This window comes from Teredinibacter purpureus, assembly GCF_014217335.1.
Classification (GTDB): Bacteria; Pseudomonadota; Gammaproteobacteria; order Pseudomonadales; family Cellvibrionaceae; genus Teredinibacter; species Teredinibacter purpureus.
On the sequence record NZ_CP060092.1, the window covers coordinates 1992590 to 2018395 of the forward strand.

Annotated in this window: 25 protein-coding genes; 16 read left to right on the forward strand and 9 right to left on the reverse strand. The window is 46.7% G+C overall.

Features of this window, described 5'->3' with window-relative positions; translation table 11 throughout:
- The first annotated feature begins 50 nt into the window (after nt 1-50).
- From infB to H5647_RS08490, 7 genes are all read left to right on the forward strand, one after another.
- Entirely contained in the window at nt 51-2780 is a 2730-nt protein-coding gene (gene infB, locus H5647_RS08460) for a translation initiation factor IF-2 (protein WP_045857848.1), read from the forward strand.
- Between the two features lie 30 nt (nt 2781-2810).
- Complete coding sequence (gene rbfA, locus H5647_RS08465; protein WP_045857850.1) at nt 2811-3206, forward strand: 30S ribosome-binding factor RbfA; 396 nt, start codon at nt 2811-2813, stop codon at nt 3204-3206.
- Between the two features lie 3 nt (nt 3207-3209).
- Entirely contained in the window at nt 3210-4151 is a 942-nt protein-coding gene (truB, locus tag H5647_RS08470) for a tRNA pseudouridine(55) synthase TruB (RefSeq protein ID WP_045857852.1), read from the forward strand.
- A 167-nt stretch (nt 4152-4318) separates the two neighbouring features.
- Complete coding sequence (gene rpsO / locus H5647_RS08475) at nt 4319-4588, forward strand: 30S ribosomal protein S15 (RefSeq protein WP_045857855.1); 270 nt, start codon at nt 4319-4321, stop codon at nt 4586-4588.
- 232 nt (nt 4589-4820) lie between these two features.
- Nucleotides 4821-6938 carry a polyribonucleotide nucleotidyltransferase gene (gene pnp / locus H5647_RS08480; RefSeq protein ID WP_045857856.1) on the forward strand — a complete coding sequence of 706 codons (2118 nt, stop codon included), beginning with the start codon at nt 4821-4823 and terminating at the stop codon, nt 6936-6938.
- A 77-nt stretch (nt 6939-7015) separates the two neighbouring features.
- Nucleotides 7016-7819 (forward strand): MipA/OmpV family protein, encoded by an 804-nt coding sequence (locus H5647_RS08485; protein ID WP_045857858.1) that lies wholly within the window; start codon nt 7016-7018, stop codon nt 7817-7819.
- Nucleotides 7820-7828: 9 nt separating this feature from the next.
- On the forward strand, nt 7829-8518 hold the full coding sequence (locus H5647_RS08490) for a YceH family protein (protein WP_045857860.1): 690 nt from the start codon (nt 7829-7831) through the stop codon (nt 8516-8518).
- Between the two features lie 43 nt (nt 8519-8561).
- On the opposite strand, the gene H5647_RS08495 is transcribed toward H5647_RS08490, so the two are convergent.
- Nucleotides 8562-8846, reverse strand: a complete 285-nt coding sequence (locus H5647_RS08495) for a glutaredoxin family protein (protein ID WP_045857862.1) — start codon at nt 8844-8846, stop codon at nt 8562-8564.
- A 95-nt stretch (nt 8847-8941) separates the two neighbouring features.
- Here H5647_RS08495 and H5647_RS08500 point away from each other — a divergent pair, with 95 nt between their 5' ends.
- Nucleotides 8942-11125, forward strand: coding sequence for a beta-glucosidase family protein (locus H5647_RS08500; protein WP_045857863.1), 2184 nt, complete (start codon nt 8942-8944; stop codon nt 11123-11125).
- Nucleotides 11126-11148: 23 nt separating this feature from the next.
- On the opposite strand, the gene H5647_RS08505 is transcribed toward H5647_RS08500, so the two are convergent.
- Nucleotides 11149-12273 (reverse strand): SGNH/GDSL hydrolase family protein, encoded by a 1125-nt coding sequence (locus H5647_RS08505; RefSeq protein WP_082087005.1) that lies wholly within the window; start codon nt 12271-12273, stop codon nt 11149-11151.
- Between the two features lie 23 nt (nt 12274-12296).
- Complete coding sequence (locus tag H5647_RS08510) at nt 12297-12980, reverse strand: GDSL-type esterase/lipase family protein (protein WP_162926336.1); 684 nt, start codon at nt 12978-12980, stop codon at nt 12297-12299.
- Between the two features lie 386 nt (nt 12981-13366).
- On the opposite strand from H5647_RS08510, the gene H5647_RS08515 reads away from it, so the two are divergent.
- Genes H5647_RS08515 through H5647_RS08520 form a run of 3 tightly spaced genes read left to right on the forward strand, consistent with a single transcriptional unit; the run spans nt 13367 to nt 17208 of the window.
- Nucleotides 13367-14992: a sensor histidine kinase gene (locus tag H5647_RS08515; RefSeq protein ID WP_045857867.1), complete on the forward strand. Its 1626-nt coding sequence runs from the start codon at nt 13367-13369 to the stop codon at nt 14990-14992.
- A complete protein-coding gene (locus H5647_RS22130; protein WP_236074840.1) occupies nt 14985-15209 on the forward strand; it encodes a hypothetical protein in 225 nt (74 codons plus the stop codon). The genes H5647_RS08515 and H5647_RS22130 overlap by 8 nt, the downstream gene beginning before the upstream one ends.
- 22 nt (nt 15210-15231) lie before the next feature.
- On the forward strand, nt 15232-17208 hold the full coding sequence (locus H5647_RS08520) for an EAL domain-containing protein (protein WP_236074842.1): 1977 nt from the start codon (nt 15232-15234) through the stop codon (nt 17206-17208).
- Nucleotides 17209-17223: 15 nt separating this feature from the next.
- On the opposite strand, the gene H5647_RS08525 is transcribed toward H5647_RS08520, so the two are convergent.
- The 5 genes from H5647_RS08525 to dtd form a co-directional block, all read right to left on the reverse strand.
- Complete coding sequence (locus tag H5647_RS08525; RefSeq protein ID WP_045857869.1) at nt 17224-18126, reverse strand: 5-oxoprolinase subunit C family protein; 903 nt, start codon at nt 18124-18126, stop codon at nt 17224-17226.
- A complete protein-coding gene (locus tag H5647_RS08530) occupies nt 18104-18883 on the reverse strand; it encodes a 5-oxoprolinase subunit B family protein (RefSeq protein ID WP_052691949.1) in 780 nt (259 codons plus the stop codon). Before H5647_RS08530 ends, H5647_RS08525 begins: the two co-directional genes overlap by 23 nt.
- A gap of 18 nt (nt 18884-18901) precedes the next feature.
- Complete coding sequence (locus H5647_RS08535) at nt 18902-19624, reverse strand: 5-oxoprolinase subunit PxpA (RefSeq protein WP_045857871.1); 723 nt, start codon at nt 19622-19624, stop codon at nt 18902-18904.
- 30 nt (nt 19625-19654) lie between these two features.
- On the reverse strand, nt 19655-19879 hold the full coding sequence (locus H5647_RS08540) for a hypothetical protein (protein WP_045857873.1): 225 nt from the start codon (nt 19877-19879) through the stop codon (nt 19655-19657).
- 101 nt (nt 19880-19980) lie between these two features.
- Nucleotides 19981-20418 (reverse strand): D-aminoacyl-tRNA deacylase, encoded by a 438-nt coding sequence (gene dtd / locus H5647_RS08545; RefSeq protein WP_045857874.1) that lies wholly within the window; start codon nt 20416-20418, stop codon nt 19981-19983.
- A gap of 202 nt (nt 20419-20620) precedes the next feature.
- On the opposite strand from dtd, the gene H5647_RS08550 reads away from it, so the two are divergent.
- From H5647_RS08550 to H5647_RS08565, 4 genes are all read left to right on the forward strand, one after another.
- Entirely contained in the window at nt 20621-21634 is a 1014-nt protein-coding gene (locus tag H5647_RS08550; protein WP_162926337.1) for a MipA/OmpV family protein, read from the forward strand.
- Nucleotides 21635-21791: 157 nt separating this feature from the next.
- A complete protein-coding gene (locus H5647_RS08555) occupies nt 21792-22079 on the forward strand; it encodes a DUF3019 domain-containing protein (RefSeq protein WP_162926338.1) in 288 nt (95 codons plus the stop codon).
- Nucleotides 22079-22768 (forward strand): response regulator, encoded by a 690-nt coding sequence (locus H5647_RS08560; RefSeq protein WP_045857877.1) that lies wholly within the window; start codon nt 22079-22081, stop codon nt 22766-22768. Before H5647_RS08555 ends, H5647_RS08560 begins: the two co-directional genes overlap by 1 nt.
- A 9-nt stretch (nt 22769-22777) precedes the next feature.
- Nucleotides 22778-24064, forward strand: coding sequence for an ATP-binding protein (locus H5647_RS08565; protein WP_045857879.1), 1287 nt, complete (start codon nt 22778-22780; stop codon nt 24062-24064).
- A 12-nt stretch (nt 24065-24076) separates the two neighbouring features.
- Here the strand turns inward: H5647_RS08565 and pip are convergent, their stop codons facing one another.
- Nucleotides 24077-25048 (reverse strand): prolyl aminopeptidase, encoded by a 972-nt coding sequence (pip, locus tag H5647_RS08570; protein ID WP_045857881.1) that lies wholly within the window; start codon nt 25046-25048, stop codon nt 24077-24079.
- A 169-nt stretch (nt 25049-25217) separates the two neighbouring features.
- Here pip and H5647_RS08575 point away from each other — a divergent pair, with 169 nt between their 5' ends.
- Complete coding sequence (locus H5647_RS08575) at nt 25218-25802, forward strand: DNA-3-methyladenine glycosylase I (protein ID WP_045857882.1); 585 nt, start codon at nt 25218-25220, stop codon at nt 25800-25802.
- Nucleotides 25803-25806 lie beyond the last annotated feature (4 nt).

The window sequence follows — 25806 nt, forward strand, 5'->3', positions numbered from 1 at the left end:
AACACGCATCAAGAATATTGAACGAATTTAACGGGAACTGAGACAAATTTATGGCTGAAGTAACTGTAAGTGAACTCGCCAAGTCTGTAGGGGCTTCTGTCGATCGCATACTGGCCCAAATGAAGCAGGCCGGCTTATCACACCAGAATTCAGACGAGATGGTGTCCGACGAAGAGAAGCAAACGTTGCTGGCTTTTTTAAAGTCCAGCCACGGTGAATCCGCGGATGCGCCTAAGAAAATCACCTTAAAACGTAAAACCACAACGACGTTAAAAACTGGATCTGGCGCTTCGCGCAAAACGGTTAACGTTGAAGTTCGTAAAAAGCGAACGTATGTGAAACGTGAAGAGGCTTCTGAGGACGACGCCGATACAGGCGATCAGTCCATCTCAGAAACTGAGAGCATTGTGCCTGAAACCGGTACAGCCGAATTAACAGTTGATGCTGTACCTGTAGTGGAGACTGTAGAGCCTGTTGTTGAAGCTGACATTGAGCCTGCTGAAGAAGTGGCAGCTGCAGAGGTTGAGCCGGAGGCTCCGCCTGTGGTTGAAGTGATTCGGCCTTCGTATACCGATGATGCAGAAATGTTGCGCCAAAAAGCCGCTCAAGCTCGTCGTAAGGCTGAGCAAGATGCCGTCGAAGCTAAGAAACTCGCGCAGGAAAAACGTAAAGCTGAGCAAGTAGCTGCGGCAAAACCGGCTGCAGCTCCAGCGAATATACCAGCAGCTCCCGCATCAGTTGATGAGCGTAGTAAGCATGGTCATCCGAAGAAGCTGAAAACTAAAGCTGAAATTGAAGTTGACGAAGAAGAAGCGAAAAAGCACAACAAGAAAGCGGGTAAAGCCGTTAAGAAAGTTGCTGCTCCGAAAAAAGCTGCTTCTGCGTTGGACTATGTGGAAGATAAAGAAGAAATTGAAGAGGTTATTCATTCGCCGAAGAAGCGTCGAATGGGTGGCTCATCAGGTTCGCGTCCTGTTATTAAGGTGAAAAATCAGCATGGCTTTAAGAAGCCAACCAGTAAAATCACCTATGACGTTGAAATTCCTGAAGAAATTAGTGTGTCTGACCTCGCTCAGCGCATGAATGTTAAAGCCGGTGAAGTGGTTAAGCAGTTGATGAAACTGGGCACTATGGCCACGATCAATCAGTTGATTGATCAGGACACCGCGCAATTGGTAGTAGAAGAGCTGGGCCACAAAGTTGTACTGGTAAGCGGCGATGCCGTTGAAGTTAAGCTTCGCGAGCAAGTGGCTACTGATGACGGTGCAGTAATGGTCGATCGTGCACCTGTTGTGACGGTGATGGGCCATGTCGATCACGGTAAAACTTCGTTACTTGATTACATTCGGGAGTCTAAAGTCGCTTCTGGCGAAGCCGGTGGTATTACGCAGCATATCGGTGCCTATCGAGTGAGAACTAGTCATGGTGAGCTCGCATTTTTAGATACCCCTGGGCACGCAGCATTTACGGCTATGCGAGCGCGTGGAGCTCAATGTACCGACGTGGTAATTCTTGTTGTAGCGGCAGATGATGGCGTAATGCCTCAAACAGAAGAAGCTGTTCAGCACGCTCGAGCAGCGGGTGTACCGCTGGTTGTTGCCATTAATAAAATGGATAAAGAAGCCGCCGATCCAGAGCGAGTCAAAAACGAACTTTCAGCGAAAGACGTTATACCCGATGATTGGGGTGGTGATACTCAGTTTATCCCTGTCTCTGCTCATACAGGAGAGGGCGTCGAAGCATTGTTGGAGGCTGTTGCCTTACAGGCAGAGCTGCTTGAGCTTAAAGCGCCTTCAGATGTTCCTGCTCGCGGTGTTGTGATTGAATCTAGAATGGATAAAGGTCGCGGTGTTGTAGCGACGGTTCTTGTCCAAGGCGGCATGTTAAGCGGCGGAGATATTTTGCTGGCTGGACAAAGCTTTGGCCGTGTTCGTGCTATGACGAATGAGTTCGGTGTGAAGATCACCGAAGCAGGCCCCTCTACGCCGGTTGAGTTGTTAGGATTAGATTCTCCTCCAGAAGCGGGCGATGAATTTTTAGTTGTTCCTGATGAGCGCAAAGCGCGCGAAGTTGCTCAGTTCCGTGCAGAGAAAGAGCGTGGCGAAAAGCTGCAACGCCAACAAGCTGCGAAGCTAGAAAATATGTTTGCAGGTATGGGCAGCGACGAGAAAAAAATATTACCAGTTGTGCTTAAGACCGATGTGCGCGGTTCATTAGAAGCCATTCAGGCTGCGTTGATCGATATGGGTAACGAGGAAGTTCAGGTTACCTTGGTTGGCGGTGGTGTTGGCGGAATTACTGAAAATGACGTAAACCTAGCGCTTACCTCAGGTGCGATTATTGTGGGCTTTAACGTACGAGCGGATGCTTCTGCGCGTAAGCTGGCCGAGTCCGAATCAGCTGAAATTCGGTACTACAGTATTATTTACCAATTGATCGATGAGGTTAAATCAGCCTTGTCAGGCATGCTTGACCCCGAGCGTGTTGAAGAGATTGTCGGTATCGCAGATGTGCGCGACGTTTTCCGTTCACCAAAGTTTGGTCAAGTGGCCGGTTGTATGGTTACGGAAGGTTCGGTTCAGCGTAATAAGCCTATCCGCGTTTTGCGTGAAAATGTTGTTATTTTTGAAGGTGAGCTTGAATCGTTACGTCGCTTTAAAGACGATGTTAGTGAAGTTCGCAACGGTACAGAGTGTGGTATCGGGGTGAAAAACTACGATGTGAAAGTCGGCGATCAAATCGAAGTCTTCGATGTTAAAGAGGTAGCGAGAGAGCTGTAATGCTTTCTCAACTCTTCGAGAAATACTGAAATGCCAAGAGAATTTAAACGCTCCGATCGAGTAGCTGATGCGCTTCAGCGTAGCCTCGCGAATTTTATTCGTACGGAAATACGTGACCCACGCGTAGGAATGGTCAATGTTAATTCGGTTTCTGTGAATCGAGACATGGCTAACGCAAAGGTTTACGTTACCGTTGTTGGTGCTGAAACGGACGAAGAAGCTGAAGCGTCGGTTGCCATTTTAAATAAAGCGTCCGGTTATTTACGTAACTTGATTGCGAAAGATTTAATGCTTCGAATGACGCCAAAGTTACAGTTTTTTTACGATTTTACCGCTGTACATGGTCAGCAGTTATCGAGCCTTATCGATCAAGCGGTTGCAGAAGATAACGCGCATCACTCTGATGATAGTGGTAAAGAGGAATAAATTTTGGGGCGTAGACGTAGATTTGGTCGTCCTATTAGCGGGGTTCTTGTAGTCGATAAGCCCGCTGGCGTTACCTCTAACGATGTTGTTCAACGCGCAAAGCGGTTGTTTTATGCCAATAAAGCGGGCCACACCGGTGCGCTTGACCCTCTTGCTACGGGTGTTTTGCCTCTTTGTTTTGGGGAAGCCACCAAGTTTTCTCAGTACCTCCTAGACTCTGATAAAGGCTATATCAGTACGTATCGATTTGGCTTACAGACGGATACTGCCGATGCAGACGGCCAAGTGATAGCCGAGGTTGATGCAAGCAAGTTAACAGCTAAAGCCGTTGAGAAAGCAATCGCTCACTATCGTGGCGATATCAAACAAATCCCACCTATGTATTCTGCTCTGAAGCGCAATGGCCAGCCTTTATATAAATTGGCACGCGAAGGTATAGAGGTTGAGCGCGAAGCTCGCCCCGTCACTATTTATAATTTCGAGCTTCTTGATTTTCGCCCAGGCCAATACGCCGAGGCGGATGTGCGCGTGGAATGCAGTAAAGGTACTTATATTCGAAGTTTAGCGGAAGATATCGGGCGGGATCTGGGCGTCGGTGCCCATGTTCAATCGTTACGACGTATTCAGGCTGGTCCGTTTATGGAAGCTCAGGTGTTAAACCTTGATGATATTGAAGCTGAGCGTGGCGATGACCGCGCCGAAACGCTGGATCATCACCTGCTTCCAACAGACGCGCCAGTGGCCGAAATGCCCGCCTTGACGCTTGATGAGCACAGTGGCTTCTATTTTTTGCGAGGTCAAGCGGTTATCAATAACGAAGTCTACCAGTTGGGAGACGAAGGTGATAAAGTGCGCGTCTTCCAGTCAACTGGTGAATTTTTAGGCGTTGGCGAAATTACAGATGATAGCCGAGTGGCACCAAGCCGCTTGGTGGCTCAGCCCTAGGGTTGGGGCCTATTCCTCAATGAGAGGGAAGGTGACAAAAGAGTTGCTTTAAACGGCAAACCGACCTACCTGTAAATATGCACGGGGCAGGCCGGAACTACGCTGTATTACTCGTGAAAACGGCGAATACAGATTCGGCATATTGATAAAAAAATGAGGAGTTTCTCATGGCACTAAGTGCTCTAGAAAAAGACGCAATCGTAAAAGAACATCAAACCTCTGAGACCGATACTGGTTCTCCAGAAGTTCAGGTTGCATTGCTAACCGCTAATATTAATAAATTGCAGGGTCACTTTGCTGACCACAAGCAAGACCACCACTCACGTCGTGGTTTAATCCGTATGGTTAACCAGCGTCGTAAGTTGTTGGATTACCTGAAAGGTAAGAATGTTAGTCGTTATGCAAGTTTGATCCAGAAGTTGGGTCTACGCCGTTAAGCGGTGATGTACCTAAGTGCCCGCCTTGTGCGGGCACTTTTACTTTCTGCTCTTTGGTTTCTTTGTCTTACTCTGCTACGAAAAAGAATTTATTTATTTTCCCGTGGTCTGAATTCTACGTTGTTACGGGGTGATGGATGAATGCGAAACCTTCGGATAGCGAACGGTTTTGAATTTGAAGGTAATTGAAAAATAAAGCGCAATGGGGCGCTTCAAACATTAAGGATAAGTAATGAATCCGGTAATTAAAAAATTCCAATATGGTAAAGATACTGTCACTCTCGAAACGGGCCGCATTGCTCGTCAAGCGACAGGTGCTGTTATGGTGAGCATGGGTGAAACCCGTGTTTTGTGTACAGTTGTTGGTGCAAGAGAAGCGAAAGCAGGTCAAGACTTCTTCCCGCTCTCTGTTCATTATCAAGAAAAAGCCTATTCTGCGGGCAAAATTCCTGGCGGGTTCTTTAAGCGAGAAGGTCGTCCATCTGAGAAAGAAACACTGACTTCTCGGTTAATCGATCGACCTATTCGTCCTTTATTCCCGAACGGGTATATGTGTGAAGTACAGGTTGTTTGTACTGTTATTGCGGCCGAGAAAGCCGTTGACCCAGATATTGCCGCTATGATCGGTACGTCTGCAGCATTGGCGATATCAGGTATACCCTTTAACGGCCCTATAGGCGCTGCTCGCGTGGGATACACCCAGAGCGAAGGCTATATTCTTAACCCAGAGTACGCGGCATTAGCGGATTCTGAGTTGGACATGGTTGTTGCGGGTACTCGTGACGCGGTACTCATGGTTGAATCTGAAGCCAATGAGTTGCCAGAAGATATTATGTTGGGTGCCGTACTGTATGCCCATCAAGAGTTGCAAGCGGTTGTTCATGCGGTTGATGAGCTGGTACGTGATGCCGGTAAAGAACGTTGGGAATGGTCAGCACCGGCTGTCAATGAAGAGCTTCAAGCTGCTGTATTGCGTGGCTTCGAGGATTCTATCGGCGTTGCTTACCGCATTATTGATAAACAAAAACGTTACAACCGTTTAAGTGAACTGCGTACACAAGCGATTGCTGAGCTTGTAACCGCAGATTCTGACGTTAAAGCTGATGACGTACAAAAGCTATTTGCAAAGATTGAAAAGCAGATTGTACGTAGCCGTGTTGTGGCTGGAGAGCCTCGCATTGATGGTCGTGACAGTAAAACTGTTCGCGGCCTTCAGGTAGAAGTTGGCGTATTACCTAAAGTACACGGTTCTGCATTATTTACGCGGGGTGAAACCCAAGCTTTGGTAGTTGCTACCTTAGGTTCCGCGCGAGATGCACAAATCATTGATGCCCTTGAAGGTGAGCGTAAAGATAACTTTATGCTGCATTACAACTTCCCTCCTTACTCAGTAGGTGAATGTGGCCGTATGGGCGGCACCGGGCGTCGGGAAGTTGGTCATGGCCGATTGGCTCGCCGTGGTGTTGCTGCGATGTTACCTTCGTCGGATGATTTCCCGTACACGATGCGTGTGGTTAGTGAGATTACAGAATCAAATGGTTCAAGCTCAATGGCTTCCGTGTGTGGTACGAGTTTGGCATTGATGGACGCGGGTGTACCGTTGAAGGCGCCTGTTGCCGGTATCGCTATGGGTTTGGTTAAAGAAGAAAACGGTTATGCCGTATTAACCGATATCTTGGGCGATGAAGATCACCTTGGCGATATGGACTTTAAAGTAGCTGGTACTACCGATGGTATTACTGCGTTACAGATGGATATCAAAATTGAAGGCATTACCGAAGAAATTATGGAGACAGCGTTAGAGCAAGCTATGCACGCGCGTTTACATATTCTTGCTGAAATGAATGCTGTGATTGCAACGCCACGTTCGAAGTTGTCGGACAACGCACCTCAATACCACACGATGAAAATTGATCCCGATAAAATTCGCGATATCATCGGTAAAGGTGGCGCTACCATACGCTCAATTACCGAAGAGACCGGCGCAACTATCGATATTGATGATGATGGCACGGTGAAGATTTACGGTGATGACGGCGATAGTCTTGCGGGCGCGATCACTCGCATCGAAGAGATTACAGCAGAAGCAGAAATCGGTGCTACTTATCAAGGTAAAGTTGTACGTATTGTTGATTTCGGCGCGTTCGTGAACTTCTTGCCAGGCAAAGATGGTTTGGTCCACATTTCTCAAATCGCTCATGAGCGAGTGCAGAATGTGACAGATTATCTGAGTGAAGGTCAAGACGTAGATGTTAAATGTTTGGATATTGATCAGCGCGGTCGTATTAAGCTTTCTATCAAAGAGTTGTTGCCTAAGCCTGAAGTAGAAACTGGATCTGACGACGCTTAATACGTTAAGCTTCATCTGCTAAAACAAGCCCGCAACTGCGGGCTTTTTTCTGTTCATTTAAAAAGGTTTACAGCGTAGTGTCTCGATTGTTTTGTGCGTTTTTTTTATGTCTCCTGCTGCCTGCGGTGCAAGCAGAGGATTTGCCGAAGGTTGAATTGGGTATTGGTTTTGCGGCACAGCACTTGCGCGATTATAGGGGCGCGGATGAGAGCCAGACTCAGGCCCTTCCCTTCCCTATTCTTATTTATCGTGGTGATCGCTTTCAGGCTGATAAAGACGGTATTCGAGGTCTCTTTTTAGAAGGTGAGGGTTGGGAATTGAATTTTAGTGCTGAAGCGGCGCTAAATGGTGGAAGTGACGAAAATACTGTGCGTGCGGGCATGGAATCACTTGATTCGGCCGTTGAGTTTGGCCCGTCGTTAAATTTTAATCTCACCGGTGAGGATTTCGATCACGGGTGGTCGCTGCGACTACCCTTAAGGGCCGTATTTGCGGTTGATCTCACGGATAAGAATATTGAGCCTATAGGTTTCAATGCAAACCCCAAAATAACCTACCGTAAGCCCGCACTATGGCGTGGCTGGAACAGTAAGGTAGATCTGGGTCTTCTCTGGGGCTCGGACGACTACCACGACTATTATTATAGTGTTGCACCCGCCATGGTTACGGCAGAGCGCACGGCCTATGATGCGGCAGCCGGTTACAGTGGTAGCTATTTCAAATTTAGTTTAAAGAAACGTAGGGGCCAATTGTGGTATGGCTGGAACCTTCGCTATGATAATCTCAGTGCAGCTGTGTTCGACGATAGTCCGTTAGCCGTAACACCGCATTATTTTTCAACAACGTTAGCAGTAGGTTGGTTCTTTTGGTCAAGCGACTAAGGTGTTGTGATGAAATTCAGTGAGTCAGAAGTTCGTGTGCTAGGTGTATTAATAGAAAAAGCGGTTACAACACCCGATCAATACCCGTTGTCGCTCAATGCTTTAACAACGGGCTGTAATCAAAAAACAAATCGAGAGCCTGTGGTTGAATATTCCGATACCCAAACGCAATCGATTATTGACGAGCTGATAAAGAAAAGTCTCGTAAGTGAAATGCGCTTGGGTGGACGAGTTCCGAAATATCAGCATCGATTTTGCAATACTGAATTTGGTGAATATCATTTTAATGCCCAAGAGCTTGGCGTGATTTGTGTGTTGTTTTTGCGAGGCGCACAAACGCCGGGAGAGCTTCGAACAAGAACAAATAGACTGTGTACCTTTAGTGATGTAACTGAGGTTGAGCAGATTTTGTCTGGCCTTATTAACCGTGATGGGCTTCCCTACGTTAAGCAGTTGCCAAGAGAGGCAGGGCGTCGCGATAGCCGGTATCGTCACTTGTTTTTGGAATCAGATACCATCGACGATACCCCTCTCAAGGGTGCAGCGAGAACGTCTGGCGCGGCGGTTGTAGATGTGCCGGCGACGGCAGTAGAAGATGTTGCAGCAGACACTCTATTGGATCGGATAGAAATGTTAGAGCTGACGGTCGAAGAGCTACAGCAACAAATTATATCGCTGCAGCGTAACGTTAAAGATTAAGCTCGACGCTCATTGCCGTATGCTCGCGTGAGCCTTTTAACGATTACTGAGCAATACTTTTCTTGAATGTTTTTAAATAGTTAATAATATCCAAAGATTCATACATCCACTGTACTTTCCCATTGCCATGCTCTATACGTAAAGCTGGCACTTGTGTTTTACCACCTTGCGAGCGAAGTAACTGGCGCGCGTCATAGTCGCTAGCAACGTTAGCTCCACCAATTTTTATTTGCATGGTATCCAACGCACGGTAAACCCGCATGCAGTAGCCACATGTTGGGCTGTGATAAAGTGTGAGATGGTCGAACGGTTGATTGCTGGCTGTCATAAAACTCTCCGATAACGTGGCGCTTAATGCATTATATCCTTAGATGTAAATCCGTTACACTGCGAAGCTTCCTAAACGTTTGATAAGAATAATTTATGAGCTTTCGATATCGAGATAGTGCGCTTTCTACGGATGAAAGAGTACGTGATCTTTTGCCGCGTATGACGCTAGAAGAAAAAGTCGGTCAAATGATCCAATTGGCGGCACTAGAGGGGGACCACGAAAATTTTCTCCAGCGTTACCATATTGGTTCCTATCTACATGCCGTAGGCGATGATGTTACTCGATTACAGGCGTTAAATGAAAAACGCTCTAGGCTCAATATTCCACTCATTTTTGGTATCGACGCGATTCATGGTCACTGTTTAGAGGATGACACCACGGTTTTTCCGGTGCAGTTAGCGTTGGCCTGTACGTGGAACAAGGATTTACTCACCGAGGTGGGTAAAATAACGGCAAATGAGGCGAGGGCGAGCAACCTTCATTGGACCTTCTCGCCAGTGCTGTGCATCGGGCGTGACCCACGTTGGGGAAGAACCAGTGAAACCTTTGGGGAAGACCCAACGTTAATTGCGCTCTTGGCTGATGCACTGGCTACTGGCTATCAGACGGCGGAGTACCCGTTAGCGGCTTGTGCGAAACATTACGCCGCCTACGGGGAAACCTCGGGAGGGCGTGATTCATCCGATGCTCATATTTCCGAGCGTGAAATGCGAAACGTGTTTTTGCCGCCCTTTGAGCGTGTTGCAAAAAACGGCTGTAAAACGTTTATGGCGGGTTATCAGTCCCTTAATGGTATTCCCTGCTCAGCGAATACGTGGTTGATGAATACCGTACTTAGGGAGGAATGGCAATACGAGGGGGTTGTGGTAACAGACTGGAATAATTGCGGGCAAATGTTAACGCTTCAAAAAGCCGCGCGATCAATGGAAGAGGCAGTTGCACTATGCTTAGATGCGAGCAACGATATATTTATGTCCACGCCAGAGGTTTATGATATTACGCTGGCATTGGTACGAGAAGGACGAGTTTCCGAAGCGCGAATCGACGAAAGTGTTGAGCGTATTTTAAGGTTGAAATTTGATTTGGGGTTGTTTGATCAAGCTAAAAACCCGAATCGACAGCAGTTACTCTCCGATACGGCTCGTTGGGAAACGTCTCTCGAGGCGGCGCAACAATCACTTACCCTAGTTAAAAATTCCGGTGTATTACCTCTCTCGCAAACGCCTAGAAAAATAATGTTGGTGGGTGATAATGCGGATAACGTATTAAATCAATTAGGTGATTGGTCGTTCATCCCGGGCATGGCGGCGTATACCGATACAAAAACTCATCGGGCAGATACTGTAACGTTAAAAGCCGCTCTAGAGGCAGCGAGTGCCGAGCATGAGTGTGAAATACAGTTTTTTGGTGACGATTATTGCGGGCCTTTTTGCGAGAACCCCGTAGCGCAATCATTTATTCAGCAAGCCGCATCGGCAGATTTAATTATTTTTTGTGCCGGTGATGCACTTAAACAATATGGTGAGTTTCACGATAGAGCAGATCTAGAATTACCGGGCAATCAAAATACAATTTTTGACGCGTTGTATCAAACCAAAACGCCCATTGTCAGCGTTATGGTCATGAGTAAGCCTCATTGCATTAATGCCGTCGTCGAAAAATCGAGTGCGGTTATTATTGCTTTTAATCCTGGGGCTAAAGGCGGTACAGCGCTTACGCAATGCCTGTTTGGGGAATTAAATCCGTCTGGTCGATTACCGATCAGTTTTCCTCGCCACGTTGGGCAATTACCGGTTTATTACAATCAGGCTCCCGGTTGGCATGCTGCTATCTCTCCCCATTACGATGGTATTTCTCGGTATATTGATTTACCTGAATCACCATTGCTGGCATTTGGAGAAGGGCTAAATTACAGCGTTATTCAATACGGTGAGGCGTCTTTATCTTGCGCGCACGTCACGGCGAAAGCACCTGCAACCTTAACGTTAGAGTTGAGGAATTCTAGCGAGCGCGATGCGGTTGAAATTGTTCAGTTATATTGCAGTTTGTGTATTCCTGGTGTTACGAGCCCAATCAAAAAGCTTTTGAGTTTTAAGCGGGTATCGATAGCCGCGGGTACAACAAGGATAGTGACGTTCAGTATCGCTCAGGACGATTTTATCGTATGGGATAAGGATATGAAGCAGACGGTATGTTCTGGCGAGGCGGAGCTGAAAGTTGGGAAAAGTAGTAAAGATTGTGATCTTCAATCTTTACTACTTTGCGTTGCATGCTAGCGGTTAACGCGTGTTAGCAGCGGTTACCATTTTAACGTCTTTTGGATGTAAGCTACTAATTCTTGGCTCATTTTGGCGTGTTGTGGCCCCGTTGGGTGAGCATCACATTCGTCACCAGGAAAGTGGCTAGCGTCGAAAACATGTACTCTCTCGTTGTCAGCGAGCTGTTTCGTTTGGTGAAGATAACGGCGTAACACGGTGCGTTGTGGTCGGGCTTCTTCTCCGTCACTTACAATAGCGCCATCGGTTAAAACAATCTCGGCTTTCGGGTGGTCAGCGAGCAGCTTTTTAACGAAGGTGACATATGCTGGAACGAATGCGTCTGCGGTAGGTAAAGGCCCAATGCCCAAACTGAAGTCATTTGTGCCGAGCGATACCACAATTAAGTCTGCAGGATATGCGGCGTGTTTCCACTGTGTCCCGTTATCTTGTGCGATGGTTAGTTCGTAAAAATCGGGCCCATTAATTTCATTGGTATTGCCATTCCAGCTGCGAATGAGCCCGCGACCGCCATAGCATACTAATTGCACCTGAGCGTTCAGAGCTTCGCCTGTCAGCCATCCATAAGATCGATGTGCATTCCACCAGCTAGTGTCTTTCTCACAAGCTTGGGCGCCGTCTCTATTGGCGCCTTCTCCACAGGTTACCGAGTCGCCAATAACCAGTATCTTTCGTTCGGGAAGCGCAGGGGCTGGAAGAATATCACCTTCAGATAAAATGAATTGATTTAGTGTGATGGTGCCATGCCATGTTTCCGAATGGTGAAGTAACTCTACAACTCTAGATTCATTCGTATCTTGTGCGAACAGAGATAAAGTAGAAGCATTTTTAAGTAATTTTAGTTTCTTTATCTCGCCGCCATCAATACGCACGGCTATATAGCTATCGCTGCCTGTGCTCTTGATATTAACACCAAGGTGCTTTGCATTGGTTGTAAGGCGGAATCCAACGCCGGGATAGCCAAAAGACGCACTTCCATCTTTATTGAATTGCATTCGACCGATCGGTTGAAGCCGGTCGTCATTTGCAGGAATTACGGTTGTTTTCATACTAATGTGATTGTCCGCATTGCAGTTTAAACTGGTGAGCATACACAGGGCTATTATCCAAGTTGTTGCCACCACTGTTGTCCAATTAGATGTGTTCATAGTCGATTTCTAACCTTCGGCCGTTAGGGGTTGCGAGTTGTAGGCTGCATGAATGAATCTACGATAGGGCCCAGTTTGGTCGCGAGAAGCGCATAACCGTCATTGCTGGGATGGAGGTAATCGGACATCAAAGATTGTGGAATGTTACCCCGTTCATTAATAAACAGCGATCCAAAGTCATAGTAAAAAATAGTTTGGTTATCGTTTAGCTGCGCAATAAGTTGATTGGTCTTCGCCACTTTAACTCGGCTCTCGCTTGTTGCGAGATGGTCAAATGGATACACCCCAATGAGTAATATTTTAGTGCTAGGGAAGGCGGTTTTAAGCTCGTTAATAATACCGGTTACCCCTTCGGCTACCTGCGAAGGTGTATGGTGACTGTGCCCGAAATTATTGGTACCTATCAGTAATACCGTGAGTTTGGGGTTGAGGTTACCTGATTCTCCATTGCGCAAACGCCATAAAACGTGTTGTGTTTGGTCGCCGCCAATCCCAAAGTTAGCGGTCTTATATTGTCCAAAAGTCGCGTCGAAGATTTGTTGATTCTCTCCCCAAGTCCACCCTTCTGTTATTGAGTCGCCTATAAAGAGTATGTCGGCATCCCCTTTCTCTGCTTGAGTGACATTGACGTCATGTTTTTGATGCCAGGTTGAAATGGACATCCATTCGAACTCGACCGTTCTTGGCGCGGCTGCAGTACTTGACACGGCTGCAGTACTTGACACGGGTTGGTGTGCGCAGCCTGAAAAAAGGGCAATGATCAAGATGTAGAGGGGTCCGAGCGCCATCAGTTGATTCGCGCGAGCAGTAAAGTACATAAGTAGCCTCGAGTTAGGTCGTTAATCGTTATAAGCTGGGTGTAGACGTCATTTTTTGTGATATTAGTTATAAACTATAGTCAATCACGATAGTAATTAGCGTTTGTTGACTCATTTTGTGAATAATAACCTCTGTAAACGCTGAGCGCATCATACCGGAATAATACTCCAAGAGATTGATGAGCTATAGTTACTAGATGCACTTGTTTCTAGAGTTTTAGTTTTATTGTGACTGGTCTGCGGCACTAATATGAACAACGCAAAAGGATACGCTCGTGTTAACGCAGCAACAACTTTCAGTGAACGCTGAAGACGCCACGATTACGCAATTTCCAACAAAGAGCCGAGCAAGCCTTCAAGCCTTTTTAGTTATTGTTGTGTTTTTATCGATTGCGGCTCCGGCAGTGATAACGGGTGGTTTTTTGATCTATGAAAACTACCAGCGCACTATTGAGCAAGAAAGTCAGGCCGCGGCTGGAAGTTATGCTGACTTGCTGCAGGCGGGCATGACCATGCCGCTTTGGAATGTGGCACCGTCGCTAGGTGAACCTTTACTTGATACGGTAAAAATTGATCCTTCGGTGCTAAGAATTGTTGTTCAGGGGGTCGACGGCGAAACGTTTCTCCAATATGAAAAAGACGAAACCAGTGCTCTAGAAGAAAGCTTAGAAATTGTGCGCAATATTGCGTTTGAGGGCGAGAGACTGGGTTCTGTTTCACTCATGTACAGTTTAAAGGCGGCTAGGCAGCGATCGGCTGCCGATTCACAGCTATTGCTTACCATCATTATTTTTCAGTTAATATTCTCGCTTGGCGTATTAAGTTATTTCCTTCGTCAGCGTGTTGTGCGGCCGTTGACGGCCTTGGAAAAGGCTGCAGGTGGTATTGCCGGCGGCGATCTACGCACCGCTATACCGGTATTGCAAAACGATGAATTTGGTCGGCTTTCTAGACAGCTTGAAATCATGCGGGGCTCGTTGGAGCAAGCGTTCACCACCTTGGAAGAACGAGTAAAAGAGCGTACAGCAGAATTAGTCGATTTGAACAAGGAGCTGAAAGGCACTCTGGATAAACTGCAGCAAGCGCAAGGCAATCTCGTTCAATCTGAAAAACTTGCGGCGTTAGGGGCTTTAGTCGCGGGTGTAGCGCATGAACTTAATACTCCTCTCGGGAATGGCCTAACGGTGGCGTCGTCCTTGTATGATTCCACCCGGCAGATTCACCGTCAGTTTAGCGAAGGTATTACACGCACCGAACTTGAGAATTACTTGAGTGATATGGATGAAGGGTCACACCTCGTGGTGGCCAGCTTAGAGAGAGCTTCTGAGTTGGTCAGTGGCTTTAAGCAAGTGGCGGTCGATCGTACTAGCGCGCAGCGCAGAGAGTTTAAATTGGCGGAAATGCTAGCCGAAACGAAAATGACAATGTCGCCGCTTTTTAAGCACACGCCTTATAAAATACGTATTGACGTTCCCGAGATGATTCTAATGAATAGTTATCCTGGCCCGTTGGGGCAAATCATCACCAATCTTATGAACAATGCTTTGATTCACGCATTTGATGATCGTGATCATGGTGAAATAGATATAGTGGCTCAACCGAGCCCGATTGGAGGGGAAGCTGGGGTTCGCCTTACTATTTCCGATGATGGGCACGGTATTCCAGAGGAAAATTTAAGTAAAATATTTGATCCTTTTTTTACAACGAAACTCGGAGAAGGGGGAAATGGGTTGGGGATGCATATTGTGCACAATATTGTTACTGGTGTGCTGGGCGGCAATATTGACGTCGAATCGCAGTTAGGCAAAGGCACTTGCTTTACGATCTCTATCCCTCTTCAAGCGCCGCAATCGAGCATGGCAAAAAGTGATATAGAACAAGGTGATGCATTTCATGGCTAATGAACCAAGTGAAAAAAACGATATGATGGAATTTCTCGACGATAAACCGTCGACGGAACAGGAAGGCCTCATATCAAAACCCAGTGTGTGGCGTATCTTGATCACGGATGATGAGCAAGACGTACATACCGCTACAACGTTTGCATTGCGTAATACTCGTATTCTTGGCCGTTTTACACGCGAGTTCTGCGCGCGAAACTATCGACATTTTAAATAAGTATCAGGATATTGCGGTTATCATGCTAGATGTCGTAATGGAAACGCCGAATGCGGGTTTAGATTTGGTGGCGATAATAAGAGAGGAATTAAAAGTAACGGATTCTCGTATTATTCTTCGAACGGGTCAGCCCAATCAGGCGCCCGAAATTGAAGTGATTCGTGATTATGATATTAATGATTACAAACTTAAATCCGAATTAACACAAAGTAAGTTATATGCCGCATTAACTACCGCCGTGCGCTCTTACAAACAAATACGTATGATCGAAGCGGGCAAAAAAGGCCTCGATATGATCGTGCGCTCGAGTGCCGAGCTGCTCAGCAAAAATGGATTAAATGCGTTCGCCCAAGGTGTGATTATTCACTTGTCAGGTTTGCTAAGTGTGCCACCAGAAGGTCTGATTTGTGTGCGTCGTAACGATAAACGGCGTGAGGGGCAGCCCGAAATAATTGCTGCAGCGGGACACTACTGTGTCTTGATAGACAAGCCGTTATCGGATTTAAACGAGGAGCATGCTCGCCACTTGCTGGAATCAAGTTTAGATTCTCGCTCAAACGTATACGACAAATTTGGTCTTGCACTTTATTTGGGAAGTAGTGCGCGTGGCGATATGAGCTGTTACGTTTCAAGTGCAACGCAGCTAGATGAAATTGACCAGAGTTTATTGGAGTTGTTTTGTACGAATATTTCCATATGTGCGGATAATTTAACACTGCTAGAACAACTGAGCAATTATGCGTATATAGATGAACTTGTTGGTTTGCCTAATCGAAACGCATTAATTGAAAAAATTCAAACGACGCTAGAGAACGGTTCTCGTGCGGGTTACTTGTTGGCAATAGGGGATATCGATAATTTTGCCGAAATTAATGCTTCACTTGGGCAAAAATATGGTGACAGGCTCTTACAAGCTGTGGCTAAACGCTTGTTAAAACGTTTTCCTGATCCTTGTGTTGTGGCGAGAGTTGGCGGCGATACTTTTGCTATATTCGGCCCCGACACACATCTGAAACCCGAAAATGTATTAGTTCCTTTTTTAACGGAATTCGATATTTCGGGTGAAGAACAAATGATCTCTGTTACAGCGGGTATTGTGCCGTTAGACGAAGTTGACGGTGCTGCTTCGGAAGCGATTAAAGACGCAAGCATAGTGTTGAAAATGGCCAAAACACATAGCCGTGGAGAAGTCATTCGTTTTAACAGTGCCATGATTGAAAATGCAAAAGATCGCTTAGAGTTACTGAAAAATTTACGCACGGCCTTCGATATGGAACGGCTAGTGCTTAATTATCAGCCGAAATTATGTTTGGAAACGGGGCGTACGTTGGGCGTTGAAGCATTGTTGCGCTGGCCGGTTGATGACGGCGAATTTGTTCCGCCGGGCCACTTTATTCCGCTGGCGGAACAGTCCGGTTTAATTGTTAGGCTAGGCGAATGGATTTTGCATACAGCGCTGATGGAGCTACAAGAATTAAAACGAAATGGCTGGGACGATATTCATATGAGCGTGAATCTGTCTGTCGCTCAATTACAGCATCCGGCAATGATGAAAACACTAAAACGCGTGTTAATAGAAACAGATGTAGAGCCCGGTATGGTCGATTTAGAAGTCACTGAGTCGGTCGCGATGAACGACGTAAGTAATAATAGTCAATTGCTAGAAGATATTAAGGCAATGGGTTTTCAACTTTCTCTAGATGATTTTGGTACCGGATTTTCATCGTTGAGTTATTTGCAAAAAATGCCCATAGACCGCTTGAAGATAGACCAGTCGTTTGTTCAGTCTTTTGATAAGGGTAATAGCGGTGAAATAGTGGAACTTATTGTGCACTTAGGGCGAACCTTGAATAAAAAAGTTATTGCCGAAGGCGTAGAAACTGAAGAACAGGCCGCGTTTTTGAAGTCGCTCGGTTGTGATGAGGTACAGGGCTTTTTATATGCCCGCCCCATGCCAGCGACAAAGTTACATGCATGGTTGAAAGAGCGAAATCATTAATTGACGTGTCGAGCCTTATGGATAGGGTTCGAGCGTAAAACGTACGGCCTGGCCCGGGCGCCGCTGGGCTAATTGATAGCAATCCGCAGTGTGTACACACCCTACTTTTGGGTAACCTCCAATGGTCTGCCGGTCGTTTAGCAATACGATAGGTTGGCCATTGGGCGGAATTTGAACGCTACCAAACGCAATCCCTTCCGATAAAATACCTTTGTGCCCCCATTCGATTGTTTTCCCTGCCAAGCGGTAGCCCATTCGGTTGCTGTTGGGGTGGACGGTATAGCAAGACTTGAGCAGTTGTTCTACTGCATGAGTGGTGAATTGATGGAATTGATAGCAGGGGTTTATACGCAGCACTAACTCTTTTGAGTAGTTAGGGGTAGCTCGCCAGCTAACGGTGCGGTTTAGGCCGTGATTGGGCTTGTTATGGTTGCGATCTGGCGTATACCAAAGGGAATCACCAACGGCTAATGTTCGTGTCGTAAAATCGTATTGGAGTGATTCGCAGCTCTCAAAAAAAAGCGCTGACTTAAAACCGCCATCGATGGCGAGGTATTGCCGCAACCCGGATGTTGGTATGGCGATATAAAGGGTATCGCCAGCGGCGACGTGTGTGCTACTCCAAGGAGGGATGAGCTTGTTACCAAGTTTTATCGTACTGATTGCGCCGCAAACAGCGATACGTGTGGCAGCCTTAAATGTAAGTGAAAATGGCCCAAAAGTGATTTCAATTGCCGCGGCAGTAGCGTGATTATCCAGAAGCCTATTGGCCCAATAATAGGCGTACGCATCGGCCGCACCTCCGCTACAAAGCCCCATCACCTGCCCTCCGCGCCTGCCTTTATCGGTTAAAAAACTATGCGCGCTAGTTTTGTTGACAACAGCTTCGGCGGCGTTATCTTTTTGTATAGCGTTCATTATCGGCTGCTTGCTTTGTAAGGGATCGAAATTTGATAGGCGTAATGGAATAGAACGAAACAGAGTCTCCCGTGGAAAACCGGAACGTGGAGCTACGATGTTTTAACTCGTCAGCTAGAGGCGGCAGAATAATATCGGGTGTTTTTCCGATTATCTGCCAGCCGCCGGGTGATGTTCGCGGGTAAATACCTGTTTGAGTTTCGGCTATACCGACACTGCCTGCAGGCACTGCACCGCGCGGCGTTGCATGGCGAGGTGTCGCTATCCGAGGATCTAGCGTGCCAAGATAGGCAAACCCCGGCGTGAACCCCACGGCAAAAATAGTGTAGGTAATAGCGGTATGCCGTTCGATAAGTTCGCGAGTCGTCATCTTGTGCAGAGCCGCCAACGGCACTAAATCCGGTGCAATATCGGGGTGATAGAATACGGGAATTCTATGATGTTTAGGGGCTACGATCGGATTGGCGTTATTTCGGTGGTGCGAGCGATTGGTCAATGTGTGGATGAGCTTGCGAACAAAGGCGTTGTAGCCAATCTCGTCATCGTCAAATTCCAGCATAATCGAATTGTTTGCCGGTATAAGCTCTTTTATATGAGAGCCCAATTGCTCCGCGATACTGTCACAGTAAGCTTTTATTCGCTCAAGGGTTTGAACGTTGGCCGTCGCACCATCGAAGGACAAGCGTAAACTGTTGTCGTTGAGGCGCTCGATACTTGGAGTAAGAGAGGTGTCGTGTTGACCGTGATATAGAGTCATGGCGAGATGGCCATGACTCTAGTTTTGGTAAAGACGTTGGCTAATGGCCAATAGTGAATCAACTGCGCTAGGCGTGTCACTGTGTACACAGAGCGTGTCGATGTGAAGTGGCAACCATAAGCCACTCTCTGAGTAGACACCCTTTTTGTGAGCGAGGTTTTCCGCTTGAGCAATTATGGCATCGGTGTTGGTTAACAGCGCGTTTTTTTGGCTTCTGGGAACGAGCAATCCTCCGTCGGTATAGGCTCTATCGGCGTAACCTTCAAACATAAAATAATGAGAAAATTGTTGGGCCACTTCAGTATTTTGTTCGTTATCAAGCGTGGCCTGTATCATGAGGGGTAGCGATGGATAATGAATTGAGCATGACTCCACAAGTGCATGGAGTACATCTTGGTTGCGCATCATATCGTTATAGAGGGCGCCATGTGGTTTGATGTAACTCATGTGTGTGCCTAGCTCAGAACAGATTGTTTCAAAATCATTAACTTGTTCGAGGAAGCTTTCTTGAAGTGACGCCCTGCTCATGGCTACGGATATACGGCCCATATTTTGTCGATCGGCGTAGCCCGGGTGAGCGCCCAATTTAACGCCATAATTGAGCGCTAATGATACACAGCGCTTCATTGACGTTTCATCCCCAGCATGTCCTCCACATGCAATGTTTGCCATATGTATGTGAGGCATAACAAGGGCGTCGACTTGGTCAAGCCCTTCACCGAGATCACAGTTTAACTTCATAGAGGTCAAAACCTTTTACTGCTGGCTGCTTTATAGGCTCACGAGTATCAGTATCCAGCCTGCTGCGGCCATTAATAGGGCGCCTTGCGCTTTCTGCCATGAGAAGCATCCGTATAAGTAGGCCAGTGGTGGTAAGAAAAGTGTCGTTAAACCCCACGCGTAGTCGTCTTCGAAAGAAACGAACAAAAGGTAGATCCAGCTGGCGAGTAGTAATGTTAAGCCAAACATCATAAACGTTGCGGATATAGAATCCATATCGAAGTCTCCTGTTCATACACAATAAAAGTAGGGCGTTTTTATGCCACTGTAATAGTGGGGCGTTGAGCTGCATGAGTCTAGCAGATGCTGTTTATAAATTACATTTCCAATAGAAAGGTTACTGGCCCGTCGTTAAGGAGCGAGACTTTCATGTCCGCGCCAAACTGGCCAGTTGCGACGGTTGCGTGCCGTTCATTTAAATAACCCAAAAATGTAGAGAATAATATTTCGGCTTCTTTTGGCGGCGAGGCACTGGAGAAACCGGGCCGTAAACCTTTGCGGGTATCGGCCGCGAGCGTAAATTGAGAAATAGCTAAGAGACCACCGCCAATGTCCTTAAGGCTTAAGTTCATCTTGCCGTCGGCGTCGGGAAATATGCGGTAGGCGAGTAGGCGGTCGGCCATTCGTTGAAGGATGGCGTCGGTATCATGCTTTTCAATTCCAATGAGTGCGAGGACACCTTGATCGATTTCGCCGACTAACGCATTGTCTACGTGAACGGATGCATGGCTTACGCGTTGAATTAAGACTTTCATTAATAGCTCTAAATCACAGTATATGGTCGGCAGAGTAACAAATTACGCTCACCTATACACCGTTTTGATTAGAGCGTACCTAGGTTACAATTCGTTGCATTCAACCTTAGAGAAAAAAATTATACTGGTGCCAGTATGAGCTTATATGAAGGATGGAAATAGAGCATGTTAGGCCTACATTACCCACCGGCGGAGAGTTAACGTGTACTGGATTAAACCTTTAAACTTTCACTACAGAGTGTTTTGCTTGATGTTCAACATCGGCATACTTGCCTGTGGCGTGCTGGTGATGCCTGCGTATGCTGAGACGGAGCCTGCCTGCTCGTCAGGCGCGGCGGGTTGTGTCGAGGTCGGTGAATGGGATATCAGTATTGGTTTCGGCATTGGTTTACGCAGTAATCCGTTAATAGATGGTGATGACCTGCCGTTATTTGTTCTCCCTGCCGTTCGTTATTACGGGGAACACTTCTTTATCGATACGTATACCGGCGGCTACACGTTTTACGACTCGGGTATGCATCAACTAAGCGCTGTGGCTACGATTGGGTTTGACCAACTCTATTTTAATACGCGTAATGTAGGCAGTTTGGTGGTGGATGCGGGCCCCATTTTAGGGTCAAGCAATAACACGTTAGAGGAAGACGAGTATCAGCTGGATATTGGTGGGATCACTGCCGGTGGTCGCGAAAGTAGTGATAACCTTGTACCCGAGTCAAATGAATCAAATGCTCCGCTAGAATCACCGGATTGGCGTGCCCCTATTGATATTGACCAACTTCACAATCGCAATACTGCTGTTTTCTCCGGTCTTGAATGGGCGTACTACGCCGAAAATTGGGACGGCAGTTTACAGTTGTTGCACGATGTAACGGCGGTTCATAAAGGGCAGGAAATTCGCGCAGCGTTGTCGCGAACGGGTCGTATCGTAAACGAGTTCATAGAATTGTCGCTTGGCTTTTCTTGGCAGAGTGCGGAATTACTACAATACTACTACGGTGTGGAAAAAGATGAAGTCGAGGATGAAGCGCTAGAATATTATGCTAGCGATGGTATTTCGCCTTTTGTGCGGCTGGATTGGCGGCGGAAGATTAAAGGCAATTGGTCGTGGCAAGCGACACTCCATAATCGATGGCTATCGCCGTCCATAAAAAATAGCCCGCTTTTGGATGAAGATAGTGTGCTTACCCTCTACGTAGGGGGGGTGTACCATTTTTAAAGGGTTATTTTGTCAAATAAACCTGAACGCTTTCGTTTGTTGGTTGGCGACCTTTTGTGTATGCGGCACTTTCTGTGCTGTAACGTGTAAAGCAGCCGAGGCGGCCGTTAACGAACCTTTAAACGCAAATCTTACGGTGGTTCCGCGTATTTGTGTTTTGTCGGAAACCGCAGAAAAATGTGAGCAGTTTATTCACTTGTCGTGGTCTACGCCGCATCAGCAAAATGTATGTTTATACAATGCCGCCGATCAGTCAATTTTAAAGTGTTGGGAACAGGTGCAGCAGGGCGAAATAGATATGCTTATCACCGTCGATGAGACGGTTAGTTTTGAATTACGAGATGCGCAAGATAACCTTATTGTTATCGCAAAAACTGAATTTAAAGTCATGCGCGACCAAAAACAATACCGCCGAAGTCGCCGGAATCCATGGAGTTTTTTCTAATGAGTCTCGTTTTACTAGCAGAAGACGACAAACGCCTTGCAGAGTTAGTAAAGGATTATCTTGAAAGTCACGGTTTTCAGGTGGTTGTGGAAGACGTTGGCCATACCGTTCCTCGCGCGGTGCAGTCTCTAGAGCCGGATATTGTCATTCTTGATGTAATGCTACCAGGCAAAGATGGCCTTACAATTTGCAAAGAAATTCGGCCGCGTTATGACGGCCCGATACTAATGCTCACCGCACGTGATTCGGACGCCGATCAAGTGTCAGGGCTTGAGTACGGGGCCGATGACTACGTCATTAAACCTGCCGAACCTAGAGTGTTGCTTGCTCGCATTCGCGCGTTATTGCGTCGATACCAGCAGCCAGAAGAAAAAGAGCAGGCTGAATTGTGTTTTGGCTCTTTAAATATTGTCGTTGCGTCACGAGAAGTCCGATTAGGTGAAAACGTGGTTGCACTGTCTAGCCACGAATTTGACATGTTGTTGACGTTTGCGAAGCAACCAGGGAAAGTGTTAAGCCGGGAATATTTATTTAATATTATTTACGGTAGGCCTTACGATGGAATGGATAGAACGATTGATGTTCGTGTGTCTCAATTGAGAAAAAAACTTGGCGACTGTTCCGATGATCCAACGCGATTAAAAACCATTTGGGGCCGAGGTTATTTATTTGTAGCGGACGCTTGGTAGCCAACACTAATGAATAGAGCGTTTGCGTCACTTTATCTGCTCATTATTTTCTCCATTATCGGTGTGGGGTGGGGTGTAGATAAACTATGGCAAAGCTATAACTCCGAACCTGAAGTGAATAGCTATGTTAATAGTTTAGTGAATTTACTTGAACGTGAATTGGAACAGGTTGTACCGGCGGCCTACGGCCAGCATGTTCGAAAGTTTGCTAATACCGCCCAGTTAGATGTGGAAATATTGAGAGCGGATGAGATTTCCGGTTCGAGCTTGGGGCAGCAAATATTGCTGGGCGATTTGGTAACCGTGACTGAAAGTTCTACCCTGATTGTAAGTTATAAACGTTTGCCTGGCAGCGATAGCGTTGTCAGTATCCGCCAAGAAATTGAAGTTGGCCACGAACAATATTTCTATCAGATATTGTCGGCTGTTTTTTATTTTTTAATTTCCTTGGTCATATTTTTTTGGGTATACCCGCTTTCCCGCGATCTAAGAATATTGCAAAAAAACACCCAAAAACTGGGTAGTGACGGAGTGCCTTCGGCCGTTGATATTGCACCGCATTCTACTGTTTTTACATTGGCCCAATCGCTTAATGGAATGTCTGAACGTATTCGTGCGCTCATTTCCACACACAAAGAAATGACTTATGCTGTTTCTCATGAACTTCGTACGCCTCTAGCAAGAATGAAATTTGCGTTGGAGATCGCCGCCACAATAGAAGATCGTAAAGTGCAGGCGCGAAAATTGACAAGCATTCGGCAGGATGTAAGTGAAATGGAGAGTTTGATTAACGGCTTGTTAACCTATGCGGGATTTGAGCAGGGTGTGACAAAGTTAAACTTAAAGCCCGGAGATTTGGGTGCACTTATTGCGGAAGTTGTGGCTGGGTGTAGGGTTGATGATATTGCCATTGAATATGATATTAATGATGAATTGAACGGGCAGGATGTCATGTGTGAATGGTATTTAGTGGAGCGTGCATTACATAATGTTATCACCAATGCTCAGCGATATGCACAGAGTAAAATTACCATTACGCTCGCGATCGACGAGAAAGATTATATTGTGCTCGTCGAAGATGATGGCCCGGGCATTCCTCTAGAAGATCGATCCCGAGTCTTTAACTCCTTCGTCCGGTTACGCCAAAATACTAATTTCGATAAAAGTGGTTTCGGTTTAGGTTTATCCATTGTCAGCCGAATAATGGAGTGGCACAACGGCAGAGCACACGTGAGAGAGTCGCAGTGGGGCGGTGCGTGCTTTGAGTTGCGCTGGCCGCAACCTTATGTTTTATAGCGGTTAGGCTTTTTAGCCCGACTGGTCGCCCTCACCAGAGAGGCGCATAGCCATTTCTTCGGTCGCTTTTATTAGCGCGTCTACAATGCTGGGTTCTCGTGAGGAGTGGCCTGCATCCCGCACAATGTGTAGTTCGGCTTCTTCCCATTGTTGGTATAGGGTAACGGCATTATCTAGAGGGCATACCATATCGTAACGGCCGTGAATAATTATTCCTGGAATACTGTTAATCGCGGGCATGTTATCGGTAATCTGGTGCGGTGTTAGGAAGGCGTTGTTGATAAAATAATGCGATTCAATTCTTGCGAGCGCAAGCGCAAGATGAGGTTCAGCGAAACTGTTCACCACATCGGGATTTGGTCTTAGTGTGGCGCAGCGTCCCTCCCAGGTCGACCATGCTTTTGCGGCCGACATTTTGGCTATTTCGTTACTGCTTGTGAGTTTCTCGTAGTACGCTGCTATCAAAGATCCTCGCTCGGCTTCTGCAATAGGGTGTATAAATTCTTGCCAGTAGTCTGGGAATATTCTGTCGGCCCCTTGTTGATAGAACCACTCTAAATCACGGTCTCGGCATAAAAATATGCCTCGTAATATCAGTCCCAATATGTTTTCAGGGTACGCTTGCGCGTAAAGTAAGCTGAGGGTGGACCCCCACGAGCCGCCAAAAAGCACCCAGCGATCGATATCGAGGTGTCGCCGTATCGTTTCGATATCCTCGATAAGGTGTTGGGTTGAGTTGTTCTCAAGTTCGGCGTGAGGGGTGCTTCGGCCAGCCCCCCGTTGATCAAATAAAATAATGCGGTATTTTTCGGGGTCAAAGAAACGTCGATCGTTCTTGCCGCAGCCGGCGCCGGGGCCACCATGAACGAAGAGCACCGGAATGCCATCACGCACACCGCACTCTTCGATATAGAGCGTGTGAATATCGTCGACCACAAGGTCGTGGCGAGCGTAAGGTTTTATCTCCGGAAACAGTATTTGCATGTCAGCCCCTGTTGTTTTTATGTTGTTGTTTATAGTGACTCGTTAAACAGTGCTATGGCGAGAAAACGCGCGCCATGACTCTAATTAATGCATAGAGTATCCTATTCATTCTAGTCTAATTTGTAGTGCCAGTATTAGGCATTATTGTTCGTTCGTAAGGAGAGAGTACGTGTCAAAATCACAGCGTTGTAATTGGTGTGGCGATGACCCTTTGTATGTTGATTATCATGACACTGAATGGGGTGTGCCTATATGGGATAGCCGAGCGCTATTTGAAAAATTGATATTGGACGGTGCACAAGCGGGGCTTTCATGGATAACGATTTTGCGAAAACGCGAGGGGTACCAAAAAGCATTTGATCGCTTCGACCCAGAGAAGATGGCACGATATACTGATAAAAAATTAGAAAGGTTAATGACCGATAAAAGCATTGTTAGGAACCGACTAAAGATTAAAAGTGCCCGTCAGAATGCACAGGCGTATTTGGCGATTATGGAGGGGGAAGAGACTTTTTCAGCCTTTTTATGGTCGTTTGTGGGCGGGCAACCGAAACAAAACCGCTGGAGGACTATGGCAGAAATACCTACGTCTACGCCAGAGTCAGAGGCTATGAGTAAGGCGCTAAAAAAGGCGGGCTTTAATTTTGTGGGGCCAACGATTGTATATGCTTTTATGCAGGCTGTAGGAATGGTTAATGACCATCTTGTTAACTGCCCCTGCCACAAGCCGTGCGCGGCTTTAGCCGCTCAATAATACG